Annotated in this window: 28 protein-coding genes; 15 read left to right on the forward strand and 13 right to left on the reverse strand. The window is 54.9% G+C overall.

Translation table 11 applies throughout. The features are described 5' to 3' along the window. The first annotated feature begins 72 nt into the window (after nt 1–72). From pdxR to QOT07_RS10365, 3 genes are all read left to right on the forward strand, one after another. Nucleotides 73–1,584, forward strand: a complete 1,512-nt coding sequence (gene pdxR, locus QOT07_RS10355; protein ID WP_207977833.1) for a MocR-like pyridoxine biosynthesis transcription factor PdxR — start codon at nt 73–75, stop codon at nt 1,582–1,584. Nucleotides 1,585–1,725: 141 nt separating this feature from the next. After that, complete coding sequence (locus QOT07_RS10360) at nt 1,726–2,178, forward strand: GNAT family N-acetyltransferase (protein ID WP_085116335.1); 453 nt, start codon at nt 1,726–1,728, stop codon at nt 2,176–2,178. Between the two features lie 20 nt (nt 2,179–2,198). Then, nucleotides 2,199–2,900, forward strand: coding sequence for a GNAT family N-acetyltransferase (locus QOT07_RS10365; protein ID WP_207977835.1), 702 nt, complete (start codon nt 2,199–2,201; stop codon nt 2,898–2,900). Nucleotides 2,901–2,951: 51 nt separating this feature from the next. Here the strand turns inward: QOT07_RS10365 and purB are convergent, their stop codons facing one another. The 5 genes from purB to rluE form a co-directional block, all read right to left on the reverse strand. Next, nucleotides 2,952–4,322 (reverse strand): adenylosuccinate lyase, encoded by a 1,371-nt coding sequence (gene purB / locus QOT07_RS10370; protein WP_207977838.1) that lies wholly within the window; start codon nt 4,320–4,322, stop codon nt 2,952–2,954. Nucleotides 4,323–4,344: 22 nt separating this feature from the next. After that, entirely contained in the window at nt 4,345–4,971 is a 627-nt protein-coding gene (gene hflD, locus QOT07_RS10375; protein WP_085116342.1) for a high frequency lysogenization protein HflD, read from the reverse strand. A gap of 2 nt (nt 4,972–4,973) precedes the next feature. Then, the gene (gene mnmA / locus QOT07_RS10380; RefSeq protein WP_017892507.1) at nt 4,974–6,077 is read right to left on the reverse strand and encodes a tRNA 2-thiouridine(34) synthase MnmA; all 1,104 of its coding nucleotides are present in this window, start codon (nt 6,075–6,077) and stop codon (nt 4,974–4,976) included. A 95-nt stretch (nt 6,078–6,172) separates the two neighbouring features. Next, the gene (locus QOT07_RS10385; RefSeq protein ID WP_099064848.1) at nt 6,173–6,619 is read right to left on the reverse strand and encodes an NUDIX hydrolase; all 447 of its coding nucleotides are present in this window, start codon (nt 6,617–6,619) and stop codon (nt 6,173–6,175) included. 34 nt (nt 6,620–6,653) lie between these two features. Then, complete coding sequence (gene rluE / locus QOT07_RS10390) at nt 6,654–7,280, reverse strand: 23S rRNA pseudouridine(2457) synthase RluE (protein WP_099064849.1); 627 nt, start codon at nt 7,278–7,280, stop codon at nt 6,654–6,656. A 132-nt stretch (nt 7,281–7,412) separates the two neighbouring features. Between rluE and icd the strand changes: the two genes are divergently transcribed. Continuing rightward, nucleotides 7,413–8,666 (forward strand): NADP-dependent isocitrate dehydrogenase, encoded by a 1,254-nt coding sequence (icd, locus tag QOT07_RS10395; RefSeq protein ID WP_283603058.1) that lies wholly within the window; start codon nt 7,413–7,415, stop codon nt 8,664–8,666. Nucleotides 8,667–8,757: 91 nt separating this feature from the next. On the opposite strand, the gene QOT07_RS10400 is transcribed toward icd, so the two are convergent. The 4 genes from QOT07_RS10400 to QOT07_RS10415 all read right to left on the reverse strand — a co-directional run bounded on the left by QOT07_RS10400 (nt 8,758) and on the right by QOT07_RS10415 (nt 12,466). Continuing rightward, complete coding sequence (locus QOT07_RS10400) at nt 8,758–9,879, reverse strand: AI-2E family transporter (protein ID WP_099064852.1); 1,122 nt, start codon at nt 9,877–9,879, stop codon at nt 8,758–8,760. 274 nt (nt 9,880–10,153) lie between these two features. Continuing rightward, nucleotides 10,154–10,372: a tautomerase family protein gene (locus QOT07_RS10405; protein WP_099064853.1), complete on the reverse strand. Its 219-nt coding sequence runs from the start codon at nt 10,370–10,372 to the stop codon at nt 10,154–10,156. Nucleotides 10,373–10,388: 16 nt separating this feature from the next. Next, on the reverse strand, nt 10,389–11,135 hold the full coding sequence (locus QOT07_RS10410) for an SDR family NAD(P)-dependent oxidoreductase (RefSeq protein WP_207977840.1): 747 nt from the start codon (nt 11,133–11,135) through the stop codon (nt 10,389–10,391). Between the two features lie 107 nt (nt 11,136–11,242). Continuing rightward, on the reverse strand, nt 11,243–12,466 hold the full coding sequence (locus QOT07_RS10415; protein WP_283603059.1) for an MFS transporter: 1,224 nt from the start codon (nt 12,464–12,466) through the stop codon (nt 11,243–11,245). Nucleotides 12,467–12,673: 207 nt separating this feature from the next. On the opposite strand from QOT07_RS10415, the gene QOT07_RS10420 reads away from it, so the two are divergent. Beyond that, nucleotides 12,674–13,090 carry a DUF2000 domain-containing protein gene (locus QOT07_RS10420; RefSeq protein WP_099064856.1) on the forward strand — a complete coding sequence of 139 codons (417 nt, stop codon included), beginning with the start codon at nt 12,674–12,676 and terminating at the stop codon, nt 13,088–13,090. Nucleotides 13,091–13,125: 35 nt separating this feature from the next. Here QOT07_RS10420 and aldA read toward each other — a convergent pair whose 3' ends face one another. Beyond that, a complete protein-coding gene (gene aldA / locus QOT07_RS10425) occupies nt 13,126–14,565 on the reverse strand; it encodes an aldehyde dehydrogenase (RefSeq protein ID WP_283603060.1) in 1,440 nt (479 codons plus the stop codon). A 303-nt stretch (nt 14,566–14,868) separates the two neighbouring features. Between aldA and rhaT the strand changes: the two genes are divergently transcribed. Continuing rightward, the gene (gene rhaT, locus QOT07_RS10430; protein WP_085116351.1) at nt 14,869–15,903 is read left to right on the forward strand and encodes an L-rhamnose/proton symporter RhaT; all 1,035 of its coding nucleotides are present in this window, start codon (nt 14,869–14,871) and stop codon (nt 15,901–15,903) included. Here rhaT and rhaR read toward each other — a convergent pair whose 3' ends face one another. Then, on the reverse strand, nt 15,904–16,773 hold the full coding sequence (gene rhaR / locus QOT07_RS10435; RefSeq protein WP_261415897.1) for an HTH-type transcriptional activator RhaR: 870 nt from the start codon (nt 16,771–16,773) through the stop codon (nt 15,904–15,906). It lies immediately after the preceding gene. A 9-nt stretch (nt 16,774–16,782) separates the two neighbouring features. After that, nucleotides 16,783–17,607, reverse strand: a complete 825-nt coding sequence (gene rhaS / locus QOT07_RS10440; protein WP_219015980.1) for an HTH-type transcriptional activator RhaS — start codon at nt 17,605–17,607, stop codon at nt 16,783–16,785. 288 nt (nt 17,608–17,895) lie between these two features. Here rhaS and rhaB point away from each other — a divergent pair, with 288 nt between their 5' ends. The 4 genes from rhaB to rhaM are packed head-to-tail and all read left to right on the forward strand — an operon-like array spanning nt 17,896 to nt 21,778. Next, nucleotides 17,896–19,368: a rhamnulokinase gene (gene rhaB / locus QOT07_RS10445; RefSeq protein WP_283603061.1), complete on the forward strand. Its 1,473-nt coding sequence runs from the start codon at nt 17,896–17,898 to the stop codon at nt 19,366–19,368. Then, a complete protein-coding gene (locus QOT07_RS10450; protein ID WP_283603062.1) occupies nt 19,365–20,621 on the forward strand; it encodes an L-rhamnose isomerase in 1,257 nt (418 codons plus the stop codon). Before rhaB ends, QOT07_RS10450 begins: the two co-directional genes overlap by 4 nt. A gap of 9 nt (nt 20,622–20,630) precedes the next feature. Further along, nucleotides 20,631–21,467: a rhamnulose-1-phosphate aldolase gene (gene rhaD / locus QOT07_RS10455; RefSeq protein ID WP_283603063.1), complete on the forward strand. Its 837-nt coding sequence runs from the start codon at nt 20,631–20,633 to the stop codon at nt 21,465–21,467. Further along, nucleotides 21,464–21,778, forward strand: a complete 315-nt coding sequence (gene rhaM / locus QOT07_RS10460) for an L-rhamnose mutarotase (RefSeq protein WP_261415901.1) — start codon at nt 21,464–21,466, stop codon at nt 21,776–21,778. The genes rhaD and rhaM overlap by 4 nt, the downstream gene beginning before the upstream one ends. A gap of 35 nt (nt 21,779–21,813) precedes the next feature. Here rhaM and QOT07_RS10465 read toward each other — a convergent pair whose 3' ends face one another. Beyond that, nucleotides 21,814–22,164 carry a GFA family protein gene (locus QOT07_RS10465; RefSeq protein ID WP_261426806.1) on the reverse strand — a complete coding sequence of 117 codons (351 nt, stop codon included), beginning with the start codon at nt 22,162–22,164 and terminating at the stop codon, nt 21,814–21,816. Between the two features lie 174 nt (nt 22,165–22,338). Between QOT07_RS10465 and QOT07_RS10470 the strand changes: the two genes are divergently transcribed. The 5 genes from QOT07_RS10470 (at nt 22,339) to QOT07_RS10490 (ending at nt 25,701) form a co-directional block, all read left to right on the forward strand. Then, entirely contained in the window at nt 22,339–22,548 is a 210-nt protein-coding gene (locus QOT07_RS10470) for a hypothetical protein (RefSeq protein WP_037422351.1), read from the forward strand. A 148-nt stretch (nt 22,549–22,696) separates the two neighbouring features. Next, on the forward strand, nt 22,697–23,440 hold the full coding sequence (locus QOT07_RS10475) for a DUF3658 domain-containing protein (RefSeq protein WP_283603064.1): 744 nt from the start codon (nt 22,697–22,699) through the stop codon (nt 23,438–23,440). Nucleotides 23,441–23,566: 126 nt separating this feature from the next. Then, nucleotides 23,567–24,211, forward strand: a complete 645-nt coding sequence (locus tag QOT07_RS10480) for a Qnr family pentapeptide repeat protein (protein WP_283603065.1) — start codon at nt 23,567–23,569, stop codon at nt 24,209–24,211. Nucleotides 24,212–24,526: 315 nt separating this feature from the next. Then, nucleotides 24,527–24,739: a transcription antiterminator/RNA stability regulator CspE gene (gene cspE / locus QOT07_RS10485; RefSeq protein WP_012006483.1), complete on the forward strand. Its 213-nt coding sequence runs from the start codon at nt 24,527–24,529 to the stop codon at nt 24,737–24,739. A gap of 533 nt (nt 24,740–25,272) precedes the next feature. Beyond that, nucleotides 25,273–25,701: a universal stress protein gene (locus tag QOT07_RS10490; RefSeq protein ID WP_219015986.1), complete on the forward strand. Its 429-nt coding sequence runs from the start codon at nt 25,273–25,275 to the stop codon at nt 25,699–25,701. Nucleotides 25,702–26,021 lie beyond the last annotated feature (320 nt).

The following is a 26,021-nucleotide window of genomic DNA, read 5'->3' on the forward strand; positions in this document are numbered from 1 at the left end:
AGATCAATTAACCAACATCTCCGTTACCGGTTTATTCTCCGGAGACACGGCGGACCTCTGATCCGGAGCAGCATGAAACACAGCAGTGACAGCCAACAGGGCGTTTCGACAGAGGCGATACAGGCAAGCTTTAATCAGCATTTACGACAGGGGATGACGCGTAAGGCTGCGCTGCACCTGACGATCAAACAGCAGGTGACGGCGGGCGAGCTGTGTTACCTGGCCAAACTGCCGCCCAGCCGGGTTCTGGCGGCTCAACTGGCTATTTCTCGCGATACCGTCGAACTGACCTATGGCCAGTTGGAAGCGGAGGGCTACATTGCCCGTGCCGTTGGGCGCGGCAGCTTCGTCAGTTACCAGCAAGACACCCTGATCGGTCGTGAACTGCTGGCGGTCGACCATACGGGTCATGCCCTGTTGGTGGAGCGGGAGCTGAGTGCACACGGCCGCTCCCTGCTGATTGCTGCCCATGCTCCACATACCCGCCGCAGCGGCTCATTGACCCCCTCAATGCCCGACTTGCGCTTGTTCCCTATCGATAGCTGGCTGCAACTGGAAAGGCAGGCGGTGCGCCAGGGAGCCGAACGCCTGCTGGGCTATGCCGATCCTCAGGGGCTGGTGGAGTTGAGAGAGGAAATTATCGAGTATCTGCGCCGGGAAAGGGGCGTTAAGGCCAGTGCTGAGCAGGTGATCGTGGTGACCAGTTCCCAGCAGGCGCTCTCGCTGTGTACCCAGGTGCTGTTTAATCCCGGTGACCGGGTGTTTGTTGAAGAGCCCGGGTATCAGGGCGCGAAAAAACTGGTTCAGTCGGCGGGCTTAATCGCTCAGCCGATTGGGGTGGATCAATTGGGTATGGATATCGATAAGTTGGTTCAGACCAAAGAGGGCGGGCGGGGCGTTTATATCACCCCTTCTCATCATTACCCTCTGGGATATTCGCTCAGCATTGAAAGAAGACTGAAGTTATTAGCGTGGGCGCAACGTGAAAAGGCCTGGATTATTGAAGATGATTACGATTCCGAGTTCAATTATAACGGGTTGACCACCGCATCATTACAGGGGCTGGATCAGTACCAACGTACGTTATATATCGGTACTTTTAGTAAAAGTCTGTTCCCGGGGTTACGCATTGGCTTTCTTATTGTTCCGCCGCAATTAATTCCACCTATGGTGGCGGCTAAACAATTCCAGGATGGTTATACTTCGGCACTGCCCCAGATGACGTTATTCAAATTTATCAATGACGATTTTTATGCCGAACATTTAAGAAATATGCGCAAGATATATCAGGCCCGACTGGAGATTTTACATGCGGCGGTGCATCAGTATCTTGCCCCCTGGACTCAACCGCGGTTGCCACAGGGGGGGCTGCAACTGGTTTGCCCGCTGGCGGACGCGGCAACCGAACGGCAGTTGATCCAGGCTGCTGCTGCGCAGGGGATGAAGGTCTATGGATTGATTGATTTTTATACCCATCCGCCGGGCGAAGGCGCGTTGGTATTCGGCTTTGCGGCCTATGCTCCGGACGAAATTGTAAAATTTATCAAAAAGTTATCATCGATTTTCAGCACGCTTCCAGAATAGATCTGAACAGAGTGAGTTCGTTGGAATTGGTCTGCCCGCTGTTGTTGATTGGTCTGTATTCAGTGGGCATTGGCCGGTGTATCCTGCTGGTATTCCGTTATTTCTCCTCTGGAAATAACAGCTTAAAACCAGAGAGGCATTATGCTCCCAGTACACAATGAAGTGACAATTCGTAAATTACAAAACGCTGATAAACCCCAGTGGTTAGATCTTTGGCAAGGGTATCTTCATTTTTATCGCGCGGATATTAAGCCGCAGGTCACCGATCACACCTTTGGACGTTTATGTGAGGATCCGCAGGTTTATGGCCTGGTGGCAGAAGATAAAGACGGCAATTTATTGGGATTAATGAACCTGATATTCCATCCTTCCACCTGGAGTTCGGTGGGTTATTGTTATATTGAAGATCTTTATGTTTCGCCAGCGGCGCGTGGCAAGAAGGTGTCCGAAAAGTTATTCGAGCAGGCCTATCAGTTGGCGGACGAAAAAGGCAGCGATCGGGTTTATTGGACGACGCAGGAATATAATGCTCCGGCCCGTTCCTTGTATGACAAAATAGGTCGAAGAACTTCGTTTGTTGTTTACGAACGTTAACGACAGGTAGTGGAGGCTGTATGGTGATCAATCAATTCGGTCAGCCGGTCGGCGAGTCATTAGCCGATTGGCGGGTAGTGAAACGCCCAACCGGCAAGACGCTCGACGGGCGATTTTGCCGCCTGAAACAGCTTGATGCGCAGCGGGATCATGGCGCTTTGTTCAGCGCTTTCCAGCAGGCGCCGGATGGCCGGGACTGGACCTATTTATCGATAGAGCGGCCGGACAGCCCGGCGGCGATGTTGCAGCATCTGACCACCCTGCAGGCGAATGCCACGCTGGTGAACCTGACGGTGTTTGACCGTGCAAGCCAGGCTCCGGTCGGGACGGTGGCCTACATGCGCATCGATGAAACTAACGGCGTGGCGGAGGTGGGTCATGTCAGTTGGTCACCGGCGATGAAGCAGCGCTCCAGCGCCAGCGAAGCGATTTATCTGATGCTGCGACACCTGTTTGAGGATTTGGGTTATCGCCGCTGTGAATGGAAGTGCGACAGCCATAACGCCCCCTCCAAACAGGCAGCGGCGAGATTCGGTTTCAAGTATGAAGGCACTTTCAGATATGCGTTGGTCACCAAGGGCCGCAGCCGGGACACCGACTGGTTTGCTATAACTGCCGACCGTTGGCCGACCATCAGGGCCGGGTTTGAGCAGTGGCTGGATCCCGACAACTTCGACGCACAAGGGCAGCAGAAAAAACGGCTGCAGGCGTTGATGGGGTAGATGTTAAAGAGGCGGCCATTTGGCCGCCTCTTTGTTTTAGCAGTATAGCGATTACTTCAGTTCATCGACCATGGTCGCGGCGCGGCCAATGTAATTAGCCGGGGTCATGGCTTTCAGACGAGTTTTCTCTTCTTCCGGCAATGCCAGTCCATCGATAAACGCCTGCATACCGGCAGCATCCACGCGCTTGCCGCGGGTCAGCTCTTTCAGCTTCTCGTAGGGTTTTTCGATGCCGTAACGGCGCATCACGGTCTGGATCGGCTCGGCCAACACTTCCCAGTTGTGATCCAGTTCGTCCAGCAGGTGTGCCTGGTTCACTTCCAGCTTGCTGATGCCTTTCATGGTCGCCTGGTAGGCGATCAACGCATAACCCAGGCCGACGCCCAGGTTACGCAGCACGGTGGAGTCGGTCAGGTCGCGCTGCCAGCGGGAAACCGGCAGTTTGCTGGCCAGGTGGCCCAGCACCGCGTTAGACAGGCCCAGATTGCCTTCCGAGTTTTCGAAGTCGATCGGGTTAACCTTGTGCGGCATGGTGGAAGAACCTATTTCACCGGCGATGGTCTTCTGCTTGAAATGATTCAGCGCGATGTAACCCCAAACGTCACGGTCGAAGTCGATCAGAATGGTGTTGAAACGCGCTACGCAGTCAAACAGCTCGGCGATATAGTCGTGCGGCTCGATCTGAGTGGTGTACGGGTTCCAGGTGATGCCCAGCGAGGTGACGAACTCTTCGCTGAAGACATGCCAGTCCACTTCTGGGTAAGCGACGATGTGGGCGTTATAGTTGCCGACCGCACCGTTGATTTTACCCATGATTTCTACGCGTTCAAACTGACGGAACTGACGTTCCATCCGGTAGGCCACGTTGGCGAACTCTTTACCGACGGTGGACGGGGTGGCAGGCTGGCCGTGGGTACGGGACAGCAGCGGAATGTCGCGGTATTCCAGCGCCAGACCCTTGATTGAATCGATGATTTTACGCCAGTACGGCAGCACCACATCCTGACGTGCCGTTTGCAGCATCAGCGCGTGCGACAGGTTGTTGATGTCTTCGGAGGTACAGGCAAAGTGGATAAACTCGGACACCGCCTGCAGGGCAGGGACCGCTTCCACTTTTTCCTTCAGGAAATACTCAACCGCTTTCACGTCGTGGTTGGTGGTGCGTTCGATAGTCTTGATACGCTGCGCGTCTTCTTCGCTGAACTCTGCGACGATCTTGTCGAGGAAAGCGTTTGCGTCGGCGTCAAAAGCCGGAACTTCCTTGATTTCTGCGCAGGCGGCCAGTTTTTGCAGCCAACGTACTTCAACCTGCACACGGAATTTCAGCAGACCGTACTCGCTGAAAATGGTGCGCAGTGCGCTGACTTTATCACCGTAGCGTCCATCAACGGGTGAAACGGCGGTCAGTGAGGATAATTCCATCGGTAGCAACTCCTGGGATCTATTAACAATGAGCAACGATATTTTGCGCCTGTTTAAACAGACGATTACGGGAAAACATTAACTGCAGGCGGCTGCCGCCAACCTGTTGCCACAGCACGGCGGCACGAATGCCGGCCAGCAATGTGGCGCGAACTTTGGCCTGCACCTGCGGATTTTGCAGGATTGCCGGTGAACCGGTCACCTGGATGCGCGGCCCGAGCGGGCTGACCACGTCGACATAAATGCCGGCCAGCGCGCTGATAATAGTGTCTGATTCCAGATCAAAATGCGCCAATTGACGCTCAAGCTGGCCGAGACGTTCGCCAAGCTGGTTCATCGCCTGCTTATTGGCATTGAGCTTACGCTCCAGCACCATCAGGCTGATGGTGTAGCGGGTCAGCTCGGCGGCCAGGCCCTTATTGTTGGCATTGAGGACGCCCATCAGCGTCTCAAGACCCATTTTCAGATTGCGTTCTTCACCGCCGAACACCGCCAGCGTGGAAGGGGGATCCATCTGCAGCAGGCTGCTCAGCGAGATATTCATGGCCTCGCGATCGCATTGGCCTTCGTGTGCCAACTGCTGAACCAGACGTGCGGTCTGGCTGATCCCGGCCATCGCCAGCGTAATGTCATAATAATTCTTCGCCACGATTACTCCTGTAAACGCTGTTCAATAATGCCGCCGCCGAGGCAGATTTCATCCTGATAGAACACGGCTGACTGGCCTGGGGTGACGGCGGCAACCGGCTCGTCGAAACGCACTTCGATGCGTTGTTCGTCAAGCGGGGTGACGGTGCAAGGAATATCCTGCTGGCGATAACGGGTTTTCACCGTACAGCGGAACGGCCCGCTCAGCGGCAGGCGATCAACCCAATGCAGTTGTTGCGCGATCAGCCCGACGGACATCAGACGCGGGTGCTCATGCCCCTGCGCGACCACCAGTACGTTGTTGGCGACGTCTTTGTCCACCACGTACCACGGATCTTCGCTGCTGTCTTTCATGCCGCCGATGCCCAGCCCTTTGCGTTGCCCCAGGGTGTGGTACATCAGACCTTGATGTTCACCGACGGTCTGACCGTCGACGCTAACAATTGGGCCCGGCTGTGCAGGCAGGTAACGGCCGAGGAAGTCGCGGAATTTGCGCTCACCGATAAAGCAGATGCCGGTGGAGTCTTTTTTCTTGGCGGTGACCAGTTCCAGCTGTTCGGCGATGCGGCGCACCTCCGGTTTTTCCAATTCACCGACCGGGAACAGGCTTTGTGCGACCTGCTCGTGGCTCAGGGTGTAGAGGAAGTAGCTCTGGTCTTTGTTACCGTCGACACCGCGCAGCAGACGGCTTTTGCCGTCCACGTCCTGACGGCGCACGTAGTGACCGGTGGCGATAAAGTCGGCCCCCAGATCTTCTGCGGCGAATTCCAGGAAGGCTTTGAATTTGATTTCTTTATTACACAGGATGTCCGGGTTCGGCGTGCGGCCGGCCTTGTACTCTTCAAGGAACAGCTCAAACACGTTGTCCCAGTACTCTGCCGCGAAATTCACCGTATGCAGTTCGATGCCGAGTTTGTCGCACACCGCCTGCGCATCGGCCAGATCGGTCGCTGCGGAGCAGTATTCTTCGTCATCGTCTTCTTCCCAGTTCTTCATAAACAGCCCAGCGACCTGATAGCCCTGTTGCTGTAACAGATAGGCAGTAACGGAAGAGTCGACGCCGCCGGACATACCGACGATTACTTTTTTCTGGCTGTTGTCTGACATGGGGATCTCGCGAACTTGAACACTAACCGTGCTGATAAAAAACAAGCGCAGGATTTTACCACGTCGGCCTCGTCGGCGCACGGCACTTATTCATCTCAAAATGGCCAGTTATAGCTGCTGACCAGTGATAGCGGGTAGCGCTCCGGCTGCTGATAACAACGTAGGCTTTCCGCTACCAGCGCGGAACGCAGGTTGGGTGCCTGTAAAATCTCGTCGGCGCTCAACCACAGGCAGCGGTCGATATCGCTGTCGTGCGGCTCGGTCGGCAACGGCTGTTCCAGCTCAATCACAAAGCAAAAACGCAGGAACGGCGTGTTGTCCGGCGCGATCCACTGGTGCAGCTTGAGGAATGACTGCGGCGTGGCGCGGATGCCGGTTTCTTCCCACAGTTCGCGTTCGGCGGCCTGCACCAGGGTTTCGTCGGCCTCAAGATGACCGGCCGGCTGGTTCCAGAGCGCCTTATGGTTGATAGTCTCTTCGACAATCAAGAACTTGCCGGCGGCGTGAACCACGCAGGCAACGGTAACGTGTGGTTTAAACATGGCGACCCCTTACAACGGCGGCTTGGCGGACTGATTACAGCGAATCAAGGGTTTTCCATTCACCGGGTTGCAGTTCTCCCAATGAAAGATTACCCATACTGTAGCGAATCAGCCGCAGGGTAGGAAAGCCGATATGTGCAGTCATGCGACGTACCTGACGGTTTCGCCCTTCGTACAGGGTGATTTTCAGCCAGGCCGTCGGGATTGATTTGCGCTCGCGGATCGGTGGATTGCGCGGCCACAGCCATTGTGGTTCGGCGACCAACTCCACGCCAGCCGGCAGGGTCGGGCCGTCTTTGAGCGTGACGCTGCTGCGCAAGGGAGCCAAATCGCTGTCCTGCGGTGCCCCCTCGACCTGCACGTAATACACCTTACCGGTACGCTTGCCCGGTTGGGTGAGCTGTGCCTGCAGTTTGCCGTCATTGGTTAACACCAATAATCCTTCGCTATCGCGATCCAGGCGTCCTGCGGCATAAACATCGGGAAAAGGAATGAATTCTTTCAGCGTGGTGCGGCCGGCCTCATCGGTAAATTGGGGTAACACATCGAAGGGCTTGTTGAATAACACCACGCGACGCGGCCCTTGTGCTACAGCGGGTTTGGCGGCATCAGGCGGGCTGAATCGTTTAACTTTGTGATTTCTAACAGGGAATTTTTTCATAACAGTTGAGATTACGGATGATAGGCGCATTATAACCGAATCCGTTTCGGATTGGCGCGGACAGAAAATTCCAGTAGTATCTACACGCATCTTACAAAGCATTAACAAAAATTGCGCTTGAAGGAGAGGTTGATGGAAAGCAAAGTAGTTGTTCCGGCAGAAGGTAAAAAGATTACGGTCGATGCCCAGGGTAAACTGGTTGTTCCGAATAACCCGATCATTCCGTTTATCGAAGGCGACGGCATTGGCGTTGACGTTACCCCTGCTATGATTCACGTGGTTGATGCAGCAGTGAAAAAGGCCTACCACGGCGAACGTAAAATCTCCTGGATGGAAATCTACACCGGTGAAAAATCCACTCACGTTTACGGGAAAGACGTGTGGCTGCCGGAAGAAACCCTGGATCTGATCCGTGACTACCGCGTTGCCATCAAAGGCCCGCTGACTACCCCAGTCGGTGGCGGTATTCGCTCCCTGAACGTGGCCCTGCGCCAGCAACTGGACCTGTACGTGTGTCTGCGTCCGGTGCGTTACTACCAGGGCACCCCAAGCCCGGTTAAACACCCAGAGCTGACCGACATGGTGATCTTCCGCGAAAACGCCGAAGACATCTATGCAGGTATCGAATGGAAAGCCGGTTCTGCTGAAGCAGACAAAGTGATCAAGTTCCTGCGCGACGAAATGGGCGTGAAGAAAATCCGCTTCCCAGAGCAATGCGGTATCGGCGTGAAGCCATGCTCTGAAGAAGGGACCAAACGTCTGGTTCGTGCAGCGATCGAATACGCTATCACCAACGACCGCGACTCTGTGACCCTGGTTCACAAAGGCAACATCATGAAGTTCACCGAAGGTGCCTTCAAGGATTGGGGCTACGAACTGGCGCGCGAAGAGTTCGGCGGTGAGCTGATCGACGGCGGTCCATGGCTGAAAATCAAGAACCCGAACACCGGTAAAGAGATCGTGGTTAAAGACGTGATCGCCGATGCCTTCCTGCAGCAAATCCTGCTGCGTCCGGCTGAATACGACGTGATCGCCTGTATGAACCTGAACGGTGACTACATCTCCGACGCCCTGGCCGCACAGGTTGGCGGTATCGGTATCGCACCTGGCGCCAACATCGGTGCCGACTGCGCCCTGTTCGAAGCCACCCACGGCACTGCACCTAAGTATGCCGGTCAGGATAAGGTGAACCCAGGTTCCATCATCCTGTCTGCAGAAATGATGCTGCGCCACATGGGTTGGTTCGAAGCGGCTGACCTGATTGTTAAAGGCACTGAAGGCGCAATCGCTGCCAAGACCGTGACCTATGACTTCGAACGCCTGATGGAAGGCGCTAAGCTGCTGAAATGTTCAGAGTTTGGCGACTCTATCGTTAAACACATGTAATGGTGTTTAAGCGTTGGAAATAAAAAACGGGAGCTTATGGCTCCCGTTTTTTATTTCCAGTTTAAATCCCCTGTTAACAGGGGATTTTTATTCAATCCGCCTTGGTGGCGTCCGGATGATTCTTGCCTTCCTCGATAAAATCTTCATCAATCTCATCGGTGGTTGCTGCGCTGTCGCGGCCGGAAAGAATATTCCAGCAGGCGATGAACAGGGCGGCGATTAGCGGGCCGATGACGAAGCCATTAATGCCGTAAATCTCCATGCCACCCAGGGTTGAAATCAGGATCAGATAATCCGGCATCTTGGTGTCTTTACCCACCAGCAGTGGACGAAGAATGTTGTCGACTAAACCGATGATCACCACGAAGAAGCCCACCAGGAACAGGCCTTTCCACAGCATACCCGTAGCGAAGAAATAGATGGCGGCGGGGACCCAGATAATGGCAGAACCGACGGCAGGGATGATCGACAGGAAGGCCATCAACGCGGCCCACAGCAGGCTGCCTTCAATGCCGGTGAAGTAAAACGCCAGGCCGCCGAGCGCGCCTTGCACTACCGCCACCACGACCGTGCCTTTTACCGTCGCGCGGGAAACGGCTGCGAACTTCACAAACAGATGATGTTTAACGTGTTCGGATAATGGCAGCGCCTGGAGCGTCAGATTAACCAGATAAGCGCCATCTTTCAGCAGGAAGAACAGCAGATAAAGCATCACGCCAAAGCCAACGGCAAAGTTGAACGTGCCTTTGCCGATCAGGAACACGCTACCGGCCAGGTATTGCCCACCCTGCAGAGCCACTTCCGAAAGTTTCTTTTGTATTTCAGCCGCGTTGTCGAGGTTGTGCTCTGTCAGGAAATGACGCGCCCAGTTGGGGAGTAACTGTAGGGTATCGGCCACAATGACCGGGAATTGGGTGTTATTGCCCTGTAATTTGGTGTAGACGACGTTAAGCTCAATCGCCAGTGAAGAAGCGATAATAGCCAAGGGGGTAAATACGATCAGACAGATCACTACCAGCGTCAAAAACGACACCAGGCCATTGCGGTCGCCCAAATACTGCTTAAGTTTTTGTTTCACCGGGTGGAAAATCACCGCCAGGATGATGGCCCACAACACTGACGAGTAATAGGGACCCAATACGTCCAGAAAAGCCGCGGTCACTATAAAAAGGATCAGAATAAAGAATCCCTTTGAAATACCCTTAGACATCATACCCGTCCCTCTGATGATAGATTTTGCCTGCCAATGCCGGTATTCACTGACACTGACACTTCTTGAAGAACAAACCCTATCATTACAAACGCGTAACAGGTAGCGGATTTTATGCGCGAACAATTAATAAAACTTATTAATAATGTTGTATTTTGTAGGGATATTTAAGCCGGGAAGTCGTACAAAATCCCCTGTACCTGACTCATCCAACCCCATTTTCAGGTTCGGGTTGGATGGTCGCGGCGAGGGGATTGAGGGGGAAAAACAGGGAGAGTTATCGCTTAACCTCACTTCTCTCCCTGGTTCGCAGGGCGGTGACGGTTTCGCCGCCGATGCCCCAGTTGTCGGTAGCAACTTCGTCAATCACCACGAAGGTGGCGTGGCGAGGCTTATTCAGCACGCGTTCCAGCAACTCGGTGACCCCTTCGATCAATTGGCGCTTGTGTTCCGCCGTGACCCCTTCGTCGGTGACTTTAATATTTACATAGGGCATTGCAGGTTCTCCTTGATTACCAGACGCCGGCAGTAGTGCCGCCGTCAACGGTGACGATAGTGCCGGTGACAAAGTTGGAATCGGTCAGGTACAGCACCGCATCGACAATATCCTGTGGCTGGCCAATGCGGTGGGTCGGTGCCATTTTTTTCATAAACGTCAGGCTTTCTTCATCCTGATGACTCATGGTCAGTGGGGTGGCGATAATGCCGGGGGCGACGGCGTTAACCATCACATTATGCGGTGCCATTTCCAATGCCAGCCCACGGGTGGCTTGATTTAGCCCGCCCTTGACCATAACCGGCAGCAGTGCAGGGACCTTGCTGATGGGCTGCATGGCGATGGCGGCAGTAATGGTGACAATATGCCCGGAGCCATGCGGCATCATGTGCCGAGCGGCGGCCTGTGAGGGATAAAAGAATCCTTTCAGGTTAGTGGCCAACATCGCGTCGACATCTTCCTCCGTATAGTCTGTCACCGGTTTGGACAGGAAAATCCCCGCGTTGTTGATCAGAATATCGACCTGGCCAAAGTTTTCTTCCGCTTGTTCGAACAGACGAGTTGCGGTTTCCGGCTGGGCAATATCACCGGGAACCAGCAGCAGGTTTTTAGGATTACCGAGCTGGTTTGCCGCCGCCTGCAAACGGTCCAGCGAGCGTGCATTCCCCACCACATTGTAACCGCGTGCCAGGTAAGCCTGTGCAATAGCGAAACCCAACCCGCTGGATGCGCCAGTAACAATAACCGTTTTTACTCTGTCCATTATCTGTTCTCTATAAAGTCATTATTGGTGTGGCTGAAACGATAATGCTTATGCGCGAAGAGAAAAATGGGCTCAGAGTCATTTGATTTTATACATGGTGTAATGAGTCATGCGCCGCCTGGTGGATTTTTGACCCTGGATGTCAGCGTTAACGCCAACAGGCTTCCCAGAACCGCAGCGGCCAACACCATAAAGGAGGGCGCTGTCCACCCGGCATAGGCCACCAGAGTGCTCAAGACAATCGGGCCGATCACCTGACCGAGATAAATGCCCTGCATCACTAACCCCAGACTCAGGGGAATCAACGTGGGCTGGGGTGCAGCCGCCGGTGTGGCAGCCAGAATGGTGGCGGGCAGCATGCCGCCGATACCGCTAAACAGTAAACACAGTGGAACCAGCATGGCATTCGGTGTGGCCGAAAGGAAGACGCTGGCTCCGGCAAGCCCCATCAGCATGCTGGCAATGGCGAGCAGGGTACGGGCTTGCAGGCCACGCGACAGCAATACACCGGCGAAGAGATTGCCGAGAATATTGACCGCAATCACCGCTGCGCTGACACCGCCGGCCGCGGCAAGTGTCAGTCCGATGCGCTGCATCAGGAATATCGGCAGAAAGGCCATCACGGCGAAAAACTGCAGGTTATAGGTGGTGAAGATCAGGGCCAGCAGCAGCGGTTGCCGGGCACGCAGGATGCTGGCCAGCGCCTGACGCAAATTCACCGTCGTGGCAGCAGCGGCGGTTGTCACGATGCGCGGCGTGGTGAACGGTAACAACAGCGCCGCCAGCAGGGTCAGAATGCCACCGGCGACCCAGCTCTGTTGCCAGTCGGCGAAATGCGGACCGAAGAACAGGGAGATCGCCATGCCCGCCGGCATAAAGGTGCTCCAGATGCTGAACACCAGATTACGTTGTTGCGGCGCCACCACCCGAGTGAGCACGGTCGGTGCAGCCACAACCACAATGACAAAGCCGATCCCTTCGATAACCCGGGTGACGATCAAGCCGGTGAAGTCGTGCTGAGTCGCCCCGGCGAAGCTGGCAATGCTGACGATCACCAAGCCCAGGCCCAACAAGCGACGATCGCCCCAGCGGCGCACCAGTTGCCCGGCGGCGATGCCCCCGAACACGCCGATAAATGGAAAGGCCGAAATAATCCAGCTCAGCGATTCCAGCGACCGGCCGAATTGGTGCTGCAGTTCCGGCAGGGCAATAGTCGCTTTACCCACGTGCAGCGCCACGGCAATACCGGCGAACAGCACATTGACGATTGCCGGCCACTGCGTGGCGGGGGCTGGCGCTGAGCCCACGGCGTCGAGCTTGGTCGCAGTCATGATTTTCTCCTGGGAGATAAAAATCAGACTATGCGTTATGCCGAAATTATCGACAGTTCAATTGTGGCTCTATTGGCTGTCAGAACCGCACATTTCGAGCTTTATTGCCGAGCCGCGCTATTACCCTGTAGCTGTGCTTGGCTGATCTACATCATTGAAACTTATTTAAGGGACGGGTAAAACACTTGCTTCACCAAGGAGAAGTGTATGTACAGCGACAACGAGAAGAAGTTTTATATCATCCTGAACCGCAACCATGAACCGGCAACCCTGTTCAATGCGTCCTGCCATTTGACGGCGGGGATTACCGATCTGATCGAACAGCGCGAATTTCATCATTATCCCAGCGCTATCGAAGGCGTAAGCGCCAATATGAGCCATTATCCGATCGTGATCCTGCAGGCAAAAAACAGCAGCCAGCTCAGTAATCTGGTCCTGAAATGCAAGGAAGAGGGCGTCCTGGCCAACTTCTTTACCACCACCATGCTGTCACATTCGGCAGAGCAACAAATCGCCGATACCGCCAACACCGAATATGAAAAGTTGGAGTTCGTGGCGGTAGCACTGTACGGGGATACCGAACAGCTCAAACCACTAACCAAAAAGTTCTCCGTTTACCGCTGAGGCCCCGTGATGGGGCCCCGCAATAGGCGCATTAATTACTGAAACTGCAGATAGGCCACCTGGGTTTGCAGGTATTCCTCCAGTCCGTGGCGGCCATCGGCACCGCCAATGCCGGATTTACGCCAGCCGGCATGGAAGCCTTGCATTGCTTCAAAGCTTTCACGGTTGACGTAGGTTTCGCCGAACTTTAATTGCTTAATCGCCATCATCGCCACGTTGAGGTCACGGGTGAAAATAGATGAGGTGAGACCGTATTCGCTGTCGTTGGCCATAGCCATCGCCTGGTCAAAGCTGTCGAAGCAACTGACCGGCAGCACCGGGCCGAAAATTTCCTGATGCATGATCTCCATCTCTTGTTGCACGTCACTCAGGATCGTCGGCGGGAAAAAGTAGCCGCTGCGGGCTTCGCGCTGGCCGCCCATCACCAGCGTCGCGCCCTGGCTGACCGCTCGCGCCACTTTATCTTCTACTCGCTGTAGCGCCTCGGCGCTGATCAACGGCCCCATATCCAGCCCGGCTTGTTGATTAGGATCGCCAAAGGTGACCTGACGGAAAGCCTCGGTCAACAGGGTCATAAACTGCGGATAAATGTCCCGCTGTACGTAAACGCGTTCGGTGCAGTTGCATACCTGGCCGCTGTTGATGACGCGTGAGCTGACGATGGCTTTGACGGCCAGACTGAGATCGGCGTCGGCCATCACAATCGCCGGGGCTTTGCCACCCAGTTCCAGCGACACCTTGGTGACGTTGTCCGCAGCGGCGTGCAGGGTGGCGACACCGGCACCGACGCTGCCGGTCAGGCTGACCATGCCCACTTTCGGATTGGCCGTCAGCGCCTGGCCCAGTTCCGGCCCGTAGCCGGTCACCAGGTTAAACACACCGGGCGGCAGGCCGATCTCATCTGCGATCTCGGCAAACAGCAACGCATTGCCTGGCGTCAGTTCGCTGGGTTTGATCACTATGGTATTGCCGGTCAGCAGCGCCGGTGCGGCCTTGCGCGCAATCAGGAAGAACGGGAAGTTCCACGGCAGGATGCCGACCACCACGCCGATGGCTTTTTTGAACAGGAAGATGTTTTCATTCGGTCGGTCGCTCTGGATGATCTCACCCTCATAGCGGCGCGCCCACTCGGCCATATAGTCGAGGTAGTCGGCGGTAAACAGCACTTCCACCTTGGCCAACTCGGGCGTTTTCCCGCCTTCGGCGACGATCAACCTCGTCAGTTCCGGCTCTCTGCCTCGCACGCCGGCGGCCAGCCGATGCAGCCATTGGCCGCGCTCAACTGCGGGTAGCGCTTCCCAGCCTGGCTGTGCGGCCTCGGCGGCGTCGATGGCCCGTCTGGCTTCGTCCGCGCCGCCTTGCGGGATTTGCATCATCACTTGTTCGGTGGCCGGGTTGATGACATCAATCCAGCGCCCAGTGTGGTGGGCAACAAATTCACCGTTTATATACATCCGTTTTTGGTTCTGGGTCATGGCAGGGCTCCACAGGATTATTATTAATGCCTTGTTATGGTAATGACCTTCATGTGTTAAAAACCTTTGCCTCACTGCCAGCTTCGCCGCCAGAATGGCATTCTGACCATCCTCTTCAGGTCGTTGCCTTCAACCCATGCAGCCTTGCGATGAAATTGTGATCCCGGTCAGCGTTATCCCTTGGATTTTGCCAGCTTCCGTCAGAACTGGCAGTCAGGCTAAGGTTGCGCGCCGGACAATATTCATAGACTCCTTCACGCCTGTTTTTTGTCCTCATCACAAGCAACGAAGGAATCAATAATAATGAATAACGCTGTCATGTTGGGAATCCTGTGGCATTTGGTGGGCGCTGCCAGCGCCGCCTGTTTTTATGCCCCGTTCAAAAAAGTCCGTCGCTGGTCGTGGGAAACCATGTGGTCGATCGGTGGCCTGATGTCGTGGTTGATCCTGCCCTGGGCGGTGAGCTATGTGCTGCTGCCGGACTTTTGGCGCTATTACAGTGCTTTCAGCTTGTCGACCCTGCTGCCGGTGTTCCTGTTTGGCGCCATGTGGGGCATTGGTAACGTCAATTACGGCCTGACCATGCGCTATCTGGGCATGTCGATGGGGATTGGCATCGCCATTGGCATCACGCTGGTGGTGGGCACCCTGATGACCCCGCTGTTGCAGGGGCGCTTTGTGGCGTTGTTCAGCTCCGCCGGTGGCAAGCTGACGCTGCTGGGCGTCGCCATTGCCCTGATTGGCGTGGTGATTGTTTCGTGGGCCGGGGTGCTGAAAGAGCGAGCGATGGGCATTCGCGCCGAAGAGTTTAATCTGCGCAAAGGGCTACTGTTGGCGGTGATGTGCGGCATTTTCTCCGCCGGTATGTCGTTTGCGATGGATGCCGCCAAACCCATGCACCAGGCTGCCGCGGATCTGGGGATTGATCCGCTGTACGTGGCGTTGCCGAGCTACGTGGTGATCATGGGGGGCGGGGCACTGGTTAACCTGGCCTACTGTTTTATTCGCCTGGCGGTCAAAGCGGATCTATCAGTCAAGGCTGATTTCTCGCAGGCCAAATCGCTGCTGGTGGCCAACGTACTGTTCTCATTGCTCGGCGGTACCATGTGGTACCTGCAATTCTTCTTTTATGCCTGGGGCCATGCCAACATTCCCGCGCAGTACGACTTTATCAGTTGGATGCTGCACATGAGCTTCTATGTGCTGTGTGGCGGTCTGGTGGGATTGTTGCTAAGAGAGTGGAAAAACGCCGGCCGTCGTCCGGTCAGCGTATTGTGCATCGGTTGCTTGACGATCATTCTGGCCGCTAACGTTGTTGGCTTGGGCATGGCGGGGTGATTAACGTTTTACCCCGGCGGCAGGGCGTTCGGCGCGTTTAAAACGCTGACGCCAGGCGCTGGGGGTGACGCCGGTTTCACGGGTAAACACCACCGAGAAATAGTTGCTGTCCTCAAAGCCGCAGCGGGCAGCCACTTCACCGATCAGTTCATCACTGCCGCGCAGCAGGGATTTTGCCCGGCAGAGTTGCAACTGGCGCAGATAGTGGCTGATGGTCATGCCGGTCTGCTGTCGAAAAAGTTGCTTAAGGCTGCGCTCTGCCAGTTGATGATGTCGGCAGAATGCCTCCAGCTCAAAATGTGCACCGCTGTCTCCCTGAACGGCTGCCATCAGCAAATCCAGCTGTTCGCCTTCCGGTAACTGGTCGTCTTGCCCGACGGCATAGCGATGACGACGCAGGATCAGCACCAGTTGCAGAAACAGCGCCTCGGTGAGCTGGATCGACAGCAGGTCGGTTTTACGACTTTCCAGTGCCAACTGCTGGATCACACTGCGTGCCAGTGCCATTCCCCGGGTGGTTAGCCGCCAGTGAGATTGATGCTGAGCCCGGTCCGGTGGCAGCAGTTCCGCCCAGCCAATCGCCAGTTGGAAGCGTTCCGGGCAGTAGAGAATATTGTCCAGTACCAGATCATTGACCGATTCATAGCTGTGGCAGTCGCGGTCGCGAATATAAAACATATCGCCACAGGTCACCCGCCACGGCTGATCGTTCAGTACGTGCATGCCGTTACCGCGCCAGACAATGACGATTTCGCTGAACTCATGCATGTGCGGCGGAAATGACGATTGGGGCGCACGATCGGCAACCGCCACCGGCATCAGTGCCGATGGCAGATAATCCTCTTTGGCCAACAGAAGTGGGCTTTTCACCGTGGCACCTCAGGTTAAGAAATCGTTCTGCCGTAGAGTACGGGGGGAATAGCCGAACTCACGTTTGAAAAGCGTGGAAAAGTGATTGCTGTCACCAAATCCGCATTGGTAGGCAATGTCGGTGATGCGGATTTCATCCTGACGCAGCATTTGCCGTGCCTGCAGCAGTCGCAGTCGGTTGAGGTAACGCTGCGGAGTATTGCCGGTCTGCTTTTTCATCTGGCGGTGCAGGGTGCGCAAGGGCAGGCAAAAACGCTCCGCCAACTCATCCCATTTGATTTCATCACTGTAGTGATCCGCCAGCCAGTCCAATAGCCGCCGCAAACGACCTTCCTGATCGTCAACGGTAGTGGCGATACAGCCCTGACGTAACAGCACCAGCAATTGCATAAACAGCAGCTCCTGCTGTGCCAAATGCTCCAGGTTGAATGCCACAGGGGTCTGCTCCAGCCGCTGAATAATAATTTGCACCTGTGCCAGCAATTTATTGTTGATACGCCAGTGCGGCTGCTGATCCTGTGCCAGCGGCAACAGTTGATCCAGCCCGGCGAGAAAGCGGAAGGCGTTAGGGCCACGGTACAACACGTTAGTCAGATGCAGATTATCGGTTTGCTCGTAGAGATGGCGATCGCAGTCGCGGATAAAACACACGCAGCCGCTGCACAGTGTTTGCGGCCGACCGTTCAGCACGTGGGTTCCTGCGCCCTGTTCCACAATCACAATTTCGTGAAAATCATGATGATGTTCAGGAAAGCTCGACTGGGGTTCCCGCGGTTCAATCGCGACCGGGTAGGGGCTTGAAGCGAAAAAATCACTGCCGTACAGCATCGCCATCTTTCGATCTCCGTTAACCAATTTGTAACAGATACTAAAGGAGGCGTCGGGCGGTCGCCTTTAATTTGCAACGTAAAAAGGCGTCACACTGCGTTCATTTATCAAGAATGGCGCGGAAAAATGCCAAAGTGCGCGCGGCATCACAGGCGGTAAAAAAAACAAAACGTGAGCTGTATCGCGTAAATCTTTGCCGTATTGCCAACCCGCCTGACCGGCTGGCAGTGGTGATAAGGTGTCGTTTGCCTGGGGTTTTAGACTGATGCCATCGATTCATCAGGAAGCCACCCCATGAGCACTCGCAATATTGTCTCCATCGATCTTGGTGCCTCCAGTGGCCGTGTGATGTTGGGCCGCTATCAGTCCGACGACCGGAGCATCAGCCTGCAGGAAGTCACCCGCTTTCGTAATCACCTGGTGTCGATCGACGGCCACGACTGTTGGGATATCGATGGACTGGAGCACGCCATTCGTCAGGGGCTGCAGCAGTTGGATCAGCAAGGCGTCACGCCGGACAGCATAGGGATCGACACCTGGGGTGTGGATTATCTGCTGTTGGATAGCAAAGGGCGGCGAGTCGGGCTGCCGGTTGCCTACCGTGATGGCCGCACCCACGGGCTGATGCAACAGGCACAGCATGAGATGGGCACCCAATGGCTGTATCAACGCACCGGCATCCAGTTTTTACCTTTCAATACCCTCTATCAGTTGCGCGCATTCAGCCAACGTCATCCCGAATTATTGGACCGTGTCGCTCATGCCTTGCTGATCCCGGATTACCTGCATTACCGGCTTACCGGGCAACTGAACTGGGAATATACCAACGCGACCACCAGTCAACTGCTGAATATTCACAGCGGCGACTGGGATCCTGAATTGCTGGCCTGGGCCGGTGCCAAAGCCGCCTGGTTCGGTCACCCGACAGCGCCGGGGAATACCGTCGGGCATTGGCGGATGGCCAGTGGGGCGCAGGTACCGGTGATTGCGGTAGCCACTCATGACACCGCCAGTGCAGTGCTGGCGACGCCGCTGCAGGATCAACACGCCGCCTACCTGAGTTCCGGTACCTGGTCGTTGATGGGCTTTGAGAGTCGGCACCCTTACACCGGTGCGGTAGCACAGGCGGCCAATATCACTAACGAGGGCGGCGTCGAAGGGCGTTACCGGGTGCTGAAGAACATTATGGGGCTGTGGCTGCTGCAGCGGGTGTGTGAGGAGTTGAATATCACGGATCTGTGCCAACTGGTCGAGCAGGCCGCGGCGCAGCCGGGCTGTCGATCGCTGATCAATCCCAACCATCCGCGCTTTATCAACCCGGCGGCGATGGTGGTTGAGATCCAGCAGGCCTGTATCGAGCAGGGCATGCCGATGCCGCATAGCCCGCCGGCGCTGGCGCGCTGTATTTTCGACAGCCTGGCGCTGCTTTACCGACAGGTGCTGGGCGAGTTGCAGGCCCTGCGCGGACAACCCTTCAGCCACTTGCATATCGTCGGCGGCGGTAGCCAGAACCCTTTGCTCAACCAGCTTTGTGCCGACGCCTGCGGGATCCCGCTGTCAACCGGGCCAGTCGAAGCCTCGACGTTGGGTAACATCGGCAGCCAATTGATCGCGCTGGGTGAGGTGGAGGATGTCGCTACCTTCCGGCAGTTGGTGGCCAACAACTTCCCGCAACAGATTTTTTCACCGCAGCCGTTCGGGGCCTTTACGGCCGGCTGGCTGCGGTTTCAGACGCTTAATCCCGCGATCAAGGAGCTTTGCTTATGACCCGACCTATTGAACAGGCGTTTGCGCTCGCCAAACAGCGTTTTGAGGATCTCGGCATCGACGTCGAGCAGGCGCTGACGCAGTTGGACAGCATTCCTATCTCAATGCACTGCTGGCAGGGCGATGACGTGCGCGGCTTTGAAAACCCGCAGGCGGCCCTGACCGGCGGCATTCAGGCCACCGGCAATTATCCGGGCCGGGCAACCAACGCCAAACAGCTGCGCGCCGATCTGGAACGCGCCATGTCGCTGATCCCGGGGCCAAAGCGGGTGAACCTGCATGCGATCTATCTGGAAAGCGAGGTGCCGGTGGAGCGTAACGCTATTGAACCGGCGCATTTTAGCCACTGGGTGGAATGGGCCAGAGCGCATCATCTGGGGCTGGATTTTAACCCGAGCTGTTTTTCACATCCCTTGAGCAGTGACGGCTTCACCCTGGCGCACGCCGATCCGGCGATTCGGCGCTTTTGGATCGAACACTGCCAGGCCAGCCGCCGTATTTCGGCCTATTTCGGCGAGCAGCTCGGCACGCCGTCGGTGATGAATATCTGGGTGCCGGACGGCATGAAAGATCTCACCGTCGATCGGATGGCACCACGGCAACGTCTGCTAAGCGCGCTGGATGAGGTGATCAGCCAACCGCTGGATCCCCGGCACCATATCGACGCGGTGGAAAGCAAACTGTTTGGCATTGGCGCAGAAAGCTACACCGTCGGCTCTAACGAGTTCTATCTGGGCTATGCCACCAGCCGCCAGGTGGCGCTGACGCTGGATGCCGGGCATTTCCATCCAACCGAAGTGATTTCCGACAAGATTTCCACCGCCATGCTGTTCGTGCCGCGCCTGTTGCTGCACGTCAGCCGCCCGGTGCGCTGGGACAGCGACCACGTGGTGTTGCTGGATGACGAAACCCAGGCTATCGCCCATGAAATTGTGCGCCACGGTCTGTTCGACAAGGTGCATATCGGCCTCGACTTCTTTGATGCATCCATTAACCGCATCGCTGCCTGGGTGATCGGTACGCGCAATGCCCGCAAGGCACTGCTACGCGCGTTGCTGGAACCGGTGGAATTGCTGCGCGGTCTGGAAAACGCCGGCGATTACACCGCCCGGCTGGCAATGCTGGAAGAGCAGAAATCGCTGCCGTGGCAGGCGGCCTGGGAAATGTATTGCCTGCGCCATGAGGTGCCTGCCGATGCCGGTTGGCTTGGCGAAGTTCGCCAGTACGAAAAACAAATTCTCAATCAACGTTAAGGGCGCCGTATGCAACAACTTCTTTCTTCATGGTTTGTTCAGGGCATGGTGAAAGCCACCTCGGATATGTGGCTGAAAGGCTGGGATGAACGTAACGGTGGCAACGTCAGCCTGCGGTTGCTGGACGAGGAGGTGCAGCCGTTCGCGGCGGATTTTTATCCGCAGCCGCGCCGCGTCGAACTGAGCCAACCGGCGGTGGAACTGGCCAACTGCTGGTTCCTGGTGACCGGTTCCGGCAAGTTTTTCCGCAATGTGCAGCTCGATCCGGCCGACAGCCTGGTATTGCTGCGGATTAGCGAAGATGGCCACGCCTACAGCATTTATTGGGGGCTGACCAATGGTGGTGTGCCAACGTCGGAGCTGGCATCACATTTCCAGTCACACTGCGTGCGTAAAACCCTGACCGAGGGGCGCGACCGGGTGATTATGCATTGTCATGCCACCAATCTGATTGCCCTGAGTTACGTGCTGGAGCTGGACTCGGCAAGCTTCACCCGTATGCTGTGGGAAGGCAGCACCGAGTGTCTGGTGGTGTTCCCCGACGGCGTGGGTATCGTGCCCTGGATGGTTCCGGGCACCGACGGGATCGGTGAGCACACCTCGCAGCAGATGTATTCACACTCGTTGGTACTGTGGCCGTTCCACGGTATTTTCGCCAGCGGCCCGTCATTGGACGAAGCTTTTGGCCTGATCGACACTGCTGAAAAATCGGCTCAGGTACTGGTGAAGGTGTTGTCGATGCAGGGGATGAAGCAAACCATCAGTAAAACGCAGTTGATCGCACTCGGTGAACGCTTTGAGGTGAAGCCCTGGGCGGCGGCGCTTAATGTGGTGCGTGAGCTATGATCCGCAAGGCCTTTGTGATGCAGGTCAATCCCGACGCGCATCAGGAGTATCAGCGTCGCCATGCGCCGATCTGGCCGGAGCTGGCGCAGACCTTAAAGCAACACGGCGCGCATCACTACAGTATCTTCCTTGATAGCGGCCGCAGCCTGCTGTTTGCCGTGGTTGATATTGAGTCGGAAGCACGCTGGCAGGCCGTCGCGGCGACCGAAGTATGCCAACGCTGGTGGCTGTCAATGCGTGAATTGATGCCCAGTCATGCCGATAACAGCCCTGTGAGTGAGGTGTTAACCGAGGTGTTTTATCTGGAATAGTTGGCAGGCGGGGGGATACCCCGCCTGATTTCCGTTCAGGCACTGGCACCGTCAAACGGATGGATCTTCAACGAATCCAGTGCCAGCTCCGGTACGCAGCGCAGGTTGACGGCGCACATTGCCGCGCCATCCGGGCCTTTACCGTAGGCGAAGGCCTCAGTGCCGCAGGTTTGGCAGAACTGGTGCTGAATGATGTGTTTGTTAAAGGTATAACCGCGCAGTAAGGTTTCACCGCTGTTCAGTACAAAGCTGTCGATCGGGAAGAACGCCAGCAACATGCCTTTACGGCGGCAGATTGAACAGTTGCAACTCAGGGCCTCATGGGGCAGATCGGCGTTTACCGTAAAGGTGACGGCGCCGCAGTGACAGCTTCCTTTAAAGGACATAATGGTTCACCTGCTGGAAAATTCAGATTGAGCAATTATAGTTCACTTATTCACCGGATTGATTTGGCTGGGGCATATATCAGCGTGGAGAATGTGGATTCTGTGGTTCGGCCCATTAGAAATACCTTTAAATTCTGTTAAGTTAGTCACTAGCGTAATCACAAGGAGAGAACGATGTTAGAGCAATACTACCCGGCCACGATGAGCTCCAAACCGATCACGGATGAGCAGCATAAAAGACTGGTGGCGGTGCAAGCGGCGCTGGAACTGATCAAGGCCACGCTGTCCGATACCAACGACGGTAACGGCGTGGATTTTCAGCTGAAAGCCGCTGAAAAACACATTGGCCCGATGGCTGACGCCATCCAGGAAGCGCTGAAATAATTCCCGCTTCCGATAATCAACCGCCCCAGGGCGGTTTTTTTGTGCCATTCAACCGGACAAATTAGGATTTTTTGTCTAGTGACAGCGGAAGAAAGTTGGCAAAATTCACCTCAGGATTATTTTAGGGAACAGGCGGAGGAGAGCGTTAATGAAGGATGTGCATATTGCCCTGTCGGGTGGCTGCGTGCGGTTGGCTTACCCGGGAGAGAACGTACTGGATTTCACCGATAATCTGTCATTTGGGCCGCTGTACGCACTGGATGACGATCGGGGTCTGCAGACCCGCTCCCGCTGGTTTCAAGATTTGCATCACTCTATTCACGCCCCCGAATGGGACTCTTCCTCCCAGCGCCTGACGGCGATGGAAAATCTGAGAATGCAGTTGTCCGCCGTCAGCGGGCAGATGACGCTGTGGATTAGCGACAATCCCGATGAGCAATTGACGTTGCGCGCGTTGTTGCCTTTGCTGGGGGAGCGTTCAGTGTTTATCGTCAACGTCACTGAACTTGCCGGAAGCGAAGCCACTGGCAGTTGTCCGATTGAAACGCTCGAATCCTTGTGGGTTCGTCGGTCCGAGCTGACGGCAGAAGACAAAGTGGCGCTCATTGCCGACTGGCACCGTCTGCTGAAGGAGAACGCCCCGGTGCGGATCTTTACGCAGGGTGAAGTGCAGGGGAAAACGCTGGATTTCCATGACCCACTGTTGCTGCAACATTGCCCGAGCGACTTTACCCAGGGTTCCCGGGTGGTGGGCAACGCGATGGTGAATTCGCCCCATGGAGTAGGCGACACCTTTCTGAATTTTCGTCTGTATGCGCTGATTGAACAGGGCGTATTGCAGGCGCAGACAGGTGGCGTGAACATGAACCGGCTCCAGGTACGACAGGCTTAACCCTGCTCGCCCGGCGTTGTGTTATTTGTGCGGTGACATGGAAAAAATCGGTCAAAGCATTTTTCTCCGGCCTGCAGTTCTGCTTATAATGCATCACTGACTGTACAAATAAACAGGTGTGTCGTGATGACGCTGGTGTTGAATGGTGAAAAGATTGCTCGTAACCGGTTTACCGGCGAGAAAATTGAAAGCGGCAGTTTTATCAACTGCGATTTTTCGGGCACTGACCTGACCGGTACCGAATTTATCGACTGTCAGTTTTACGATCGCGAAAGCCAGCAGGGGGGGAATTTCAGTCGCGCCTTGCTGAAGGATGCCAGTTTCAAAAACTGTGACCTGTCGATGGCGGACTTCAGAAACGCCAGTGCATTAGGTATCGAGATCCGTGAGTGCCGGGCGCAGGGGGCGGATTTTCGCGGCACCAGTTTTATGAATATGATCACGCCGCGCACCTGGTTTTGCAGCGCTTACATCACCAAAAGCAACCTGAGCTATGCCAACTTTTCGAAAGTGGTGCTGGAGAAGTGTGAGCTGTGGGAAAATCGTTGGAACAGCGCGCAGATCCTCGGCGCGACGTTTAGCGGCTCTGATCTGTCCGGTGGCGAGTTTTCCTCGTTTGACTGGCGTGCCGCCAACTTTACCCAATGTGACCTGACCAACTCGGAACTGGGTGAGCTGGACCTGCGCAGTACCGATCTGCAGGGCGTGAAACTGGACAGCTATCAGGTGTTTCAAATGATGGAACGGCTGGGAATTGCGGTTATCGGTTAAGCTTTTTGCACCATGGGGCCGTCAGGCCCTTACAGGGTGCGGCCAAGGGCGTTACGGCGGATAAATAATAAATGGTGTGTATAAATATTATAATAAATATTCCTTGCTTAAATAATTTCCTCGTGTATAAATAACGTCATCGGTTTGTAGTACAGACCTTATGAAAGCAGTTTTAGTAAAGCAGTTCTCAGTATTAGTGATATCCCATAGATACCTCTTCTTCCGCGAATTTCCTTCTCTAGTGCCCAAGTAAGTTTCCAATAAAAACAGACCTCAATCGCCTTATGGCGTCTCAAAAATATAAAGGAAATATCTATGTCTACTAAAATGACTGGTTTGGTAAAATGGTTTGATGCAGGTAAAGGTTTTGGCTTTATCTCTCCGGCAGACGGCAGCAAAGACGTGTTCGTGCACTTCTCTGCTATCCAGAGCAATGATTTCAAAACGCTTGATGAAGGTCAGCGCGTTGAATTCACTATCGAAAACGGTCAGAAGGGTCCTTCTGCCGGCAACGTAGTAGTTTTATAATTTATAGGTAGTGTTTTATTTCTTACGATAGCGAAGAAGGTGTAAACCGGAGCAGATAAGAAATAAAAGAATTACCTGAATAAACTCCGGGATTACCCGGAGTTTATCTAAATAGTTATATTCAGAATATTCCAATAGCAATAGTTATTGGCAACAGCAAAAAAGATTGGCGTCGTAATAATAATAACGGCAGTGATTCAGTCTATTTTTCTGTTGTGAAAAAGTTGTGCTTAGGCTGCGTAAGGTTGGAGTGTTGGACGGACGCTTACGCCATAACATGACAGTCGGGAAAGTGACCGACAAACATTGATGACCCTGGCCTGTGCCGGGGTTTTTTTATGCCCGCAGCCCAACGGACCCGAAACGAAACGGGCCTGTTGATAAGGGGCATCGTGCCATTAGAGGAACGATGGTGTCGATGAGCGATAATTTCACCTCTGAACTAAACTTAAATTGCCTAATAAATAGGCGGTCAGCGTCTGCTGGCAGGGAGCGTCATCCTGTTTACTGGCTCGAGGCGGAGGGCAGTTATCATGACTTATCAACATATCCTGGTCGCAACCGATCTTGGCGAAGATGCCGAGTTCCTGCTGGGCAAAGGCGCCAAACTGGCTGGGGCGCTGAATGCCCGATTATCTCTGATCTATATCGATATTCATCATACTGGCTATTACGCCGAACTGGGCGTGGGTGAATACAACTACACGGATCGCACTTTTTCTGAACGCGTGAAAAATATGCTCAATGCCATCAAAGACCACTCGTCTTATCCGGTTGAAGAGGTGATTATCGGGCGTGGCGATCTGATGGAGGAGCTGAATCGGGCGGCTAAGGACAAGGGTTGCGACCTGATCCTCTTCGGCCACCATCACGATATCTGGAGTCGGTGGGTATCGTCGGCGCGGCAGGCGATCAATCACCTGCAGGTCGATCTGCTGGTGGTTCCGATTGAGAAAAAATAAGCCAGCCCAGGGCCGCTATCATTCAGCGGCCCGATTTTTTAATAATCAATGCTTATCGGTAAGTGGCGGTATAGGGCCGTGACTGAACTTATTGATGGCTGATAGTACGGCCGATAAATAGTCACGCCAGAGGATTTTATCAATCTCATCAAATGGTTGGCCTAATTCCGATATTGATTGTTCTGACGCATTGAATTTACAGTGAATACCTCTTTTTGATTAGTAAACCGCACGTTTTGACTGTCCCTCTCCCCTCATGAGTTTTATCCTCGATTCAATCAGGATTTGTATGACTTATCAGAATACATTCACATGGAGGA

The organism is Serratia proteamaculans, assembly GCF_949794035.1.
GTDB classification, from domain to species: Bacteria; Pseudomonadota; Gammaproteobacteria; order Enterobacterales; family Enterobacteriaceae; genus Serratia; species Serratia proteamaculans.